Raw genomic sequence first — 2742 nt, 5'->3', positions numbered from 1 at the left:
GTGATTGACCGCCTGATGGTCGCTGGTCCAGAATCTATTGACAGTGACCTCGCGAAATTTTTGATGAGCTGGCTTGGTGACCACATTATGGATTTTGACATGAAGTATGCTGAATACCTGAAGGCCAATAATCTGGAGGGCTGATTGTCGGAAAAACCTACGCCGCCTGTTGTCCGACCGCCTCACCGACCATGCCATTCAACTCGCGCAGCTTGTGGGCGTTGGCCACTTCCATTTCGGTCGTCGCCACAGCGGCGTATTTGGCCGATATGGACGCAAGGCGTTGCGACAGCCGCATCAGCACCAACAATGACGGTGGCCGCTGCCGCGCCTTGGCGCAGGACATATAGCTGCGCGACTGGCCGAGCCAAAACCGCGAGAATTCATATTGGCTCTCGACCATCCACATATCCCTCAATTCCCCATAGATGACTTCCAACAGCATGCCCGTTCTCCCTCAAGGCGTTTCGTCCAGCTATTTAGCCCTCCGCGCTAAATACGCTTGCAGAGCAGCGCCACGCTGGACGCTGACGCAAGAAGGAGAAAACGCCATGAACAGACTGACCTATTTGCCGAAGGGCTACTGCGAGATCGGCTTTACCAACGAAGTCGTGCTGATCGAGGAGGCCGTGCATCAGGCCATCATCGCTATGCTGCTTCGGATGACCGCTCGGCGGTTGCCTTGAACTGCGGCGCCCTCGCGTTTGTGCTGTGGGTGGCCTGGAGATCAAATTTCCAGTTCCTGCCGTTGATCTGTGCCACACAATACGAGGGCAGTTCGCCGTTGTAGCCCAAGAACGCAATGCCATCGGTCATGCCGCGCCCTTCACATTTGCTGTCGTGGAATTCGTGGATGGCACTGGCGACGTGCTTGCTGGGCAATCTGCCACTGGCCGCGTCCGCTTTGGCCTGCAAGCTGGGAATGACCTGGCTGCTGATGGCCTCGTACCACTGGCGTGCTTCTGCGTCCTGGCCGCGCTCCACATAGATCAAGTCCTCCAAGCTGCGTGGGCTGCGGAAATTCAGGCGGTATTTCTCCTCTCCTATTTCCAATTGGCCGCGCACATAGCTGCGCGACCTGCCATCAACCCAAAGCGATATAGTGGCCTTCGTGGAAGTGGCCTTCACCTGACCTGTTGACCGACTGGCCTTCGCCCAGGTGGCGAAATCCACAGCACCTCCACGTGGCTCTTTCTTTCCCCCCAATGGCTCGTCCGATTGGGCGGCCAGTCCACGAAGTGGCGCAGCCGCATCGTCGCTCACATTGTCGTTCATTCCGATTGGGCAGATCGCCTTTCCTTCTTCCGAGTGGCGAGCAGCAAGCGAGCCACCATCGGCGAAATCGGCTGAAAGGCCATTGGGCGTGGCCGAAGGCCGCGAAACAGCCAAAGGCGTATCGATTAGTTTTAGCAATAGTTTAGCAATAGCGACTGGATAAGTCGTTGTAGAAATAGACGTATTTGCCCCTTTGGTGTGGAAACTGTGTGGGAGATGTGTGGAAACGGCGTGGAAAGCGTGTGGGAAACGCCCATGCAGATAGGCCATCTGGCCACTTGATACATTGCAGTTTGCCCAATCCACTGCCTGCCTGATTGGCCGACGCTGTTCCTTCGTCAGATGTATTGCGCCCTGATGCGCCACCTGAATGCCGTAATGCATGTCCAACTGCCTGACCAGCCAATCGCCCTGCTTCTCGGACGAGCGCCCCTTCTGGTGAAAGGCCATGATGCAGCCGATCAATACGTCGTCATATCGCGGCCCCCCTTGATGCTCGCATAGCTTGTTGATGTGTCTGTTCCATTGAATTTGTGCCATTTGCGTTTTCCTCCCAATGCGTTTTCAGTTGAAACGCTGGGGCGGCCTGGAAAACGCTAATGAAAGAGGCTGTCACTGTTCCCGTCGGATGCAGTTAAGCCCCAGCATTGTATTTATCCCGATCTGCGGGGCAGCGAATGCGATTTTGGAAATAATTTTTGCCGCCTTGTCACGCCTCGCCATATTGCTGCGTGGCAGCAATCGCGTCATTTGCAAGCCATTGACTATATTGACGAAATTCAGAGAATTATCGCGTTGCCGTTTTACACGACAGTCGTGCATGTAGGTTTAACCTACGCATGGCCCACTTCGCTCCTAGCCATGCCGCCCATTTGTCGGCTTTCCCAACAACAGCGACCTGTCGTGTAACACGACATGTATGTCGCCGAGTGCGGCGCAACAATACGTCATAAAGTGAAAAACTCTGTGGGTGTCCACGCCTTGCAGATGAGGTGCACAGTGATCACAGAAGGCACGCAAAGTCGGAATTCATCCGTCTGGTAAATGCCCGAGGTGAACATGGCATTTGGCACTGAACGGCGCGAACGCCATTGCATCGCCAAAAGAGTAGCGGCGATGGTCAGTTTGCAGCGGTCATCGAGCAACCCGCTGCTACAGGAACTCGTTGATGTTGGCTGCCGTTGCGCCGACCTGCACCACTGCGAATTGGCTGATGCTTGCGGGGCAATTCATCGTGCATTTGCCCCGATAAATGCAGCATCTCATGCCCAACCAAATGTCGTGTAACACGACAGCCAGCGGCCATTGGCTATTCGCCTTCGTCCAATAAGGCATTTAGCTTTGCAATTGTATCGGCTTGAAGGAACCCAGTGTTTCTCACCGCCTCAATCGACGCCCTATATGCATCATCGGCCTGCTCGAGTAAGGCTCGGCAGGTTGGCGTCAATTCACCCGCGGTCTGAAGTC

Annotated in this window: 3 protein-coding genes; 1 reads left to right on the top strand and 2 read right to left on the bottom strand. The window is 55.1% G+C overall.

Annotated elements, in window-relative coordinates:
* Nucleotides 1-157: 157 nt before the first annotated feature.
* Nucleotides 158-445, bottom strand: coding sequence for a DUF6626 family protein (locus MTBSS4_RS17760; RefSeq protein ID WP_173984717.1), 288 nt, complete (start codon nt 443-445; stop codon nt 158-160).
* Between the two features lie 106 nt (nt 446-551).
* Here MTBSS4_RS17760 and MTBSS4_RS22665 point away from each other — a divergent pair, with 106 nt between their 5' ends.
* A complete protein-coding gene (locus tag MTBSS4_RS22665; protein ID WP_256367422.1) occupies nt 552-686 on the top strand; it encodes a hypothetical protein in 135 nt (44 codons plus the stop codon).
* On the opposite strand, the gene MTBSS4_RS17755 is transcribed toward MTBSS4_RS22665, so the two are convergent.
* The gene (locus MTBSS4_RS17755; protein ID WP_173984716.1) at nt 649-1815 is read right to left on the bottom strand and encodes a hypothetical protein; all 1167 of its coding nucleotides are present in this window, start codon (nt 1813-1815) and stop codon (nt 649-651) included. The genes MTBSS4_RS22665 and MTBSS4_RS17755 overlap by 38 nt on opposite strands.
* Between the last annotated feature and the right edge of the window lie 927 nt (nt 1816-2742).

Origin of the sequence: Magnetospirillum sp. SS-4 (genome assembly GCF_902729425.1) — a bacterium.
GTDB lineage: Bacteria > Pseudomonadota > Alphaproteobacteria > Rhodospirillales > Magnetospirillaceae > Phaeospirillum.
This window is presented reverse-complemented; position numbering and strand designations above follow the sequence as displayed.

Excerpts from the sequence above, each read along its gene's own strand:
- MTBSS4_RS17755 (WP_173984716.1), bottom strand. The coding sequence starts at position 1,815 with ATGGCACAAATTCAATGGAACAGACACATCAACAAGCTATGCGAGCAT.
- MTBSS4_RS22665 (WP_256367422.1), top strand. The coding sequence starts at position 552 with ATGAACAGACTGACCTATTTGCCGAAGGGCTACTGCGAGATCGGCTTT.
- MTBSS4_RS17760 (WP_173984717.1), bottom strand. The coding sequence starts at position 445 with ATGCTGTTGGAAGTCATCTATGGGGAATTGAGGGATATGTGGATGGTC.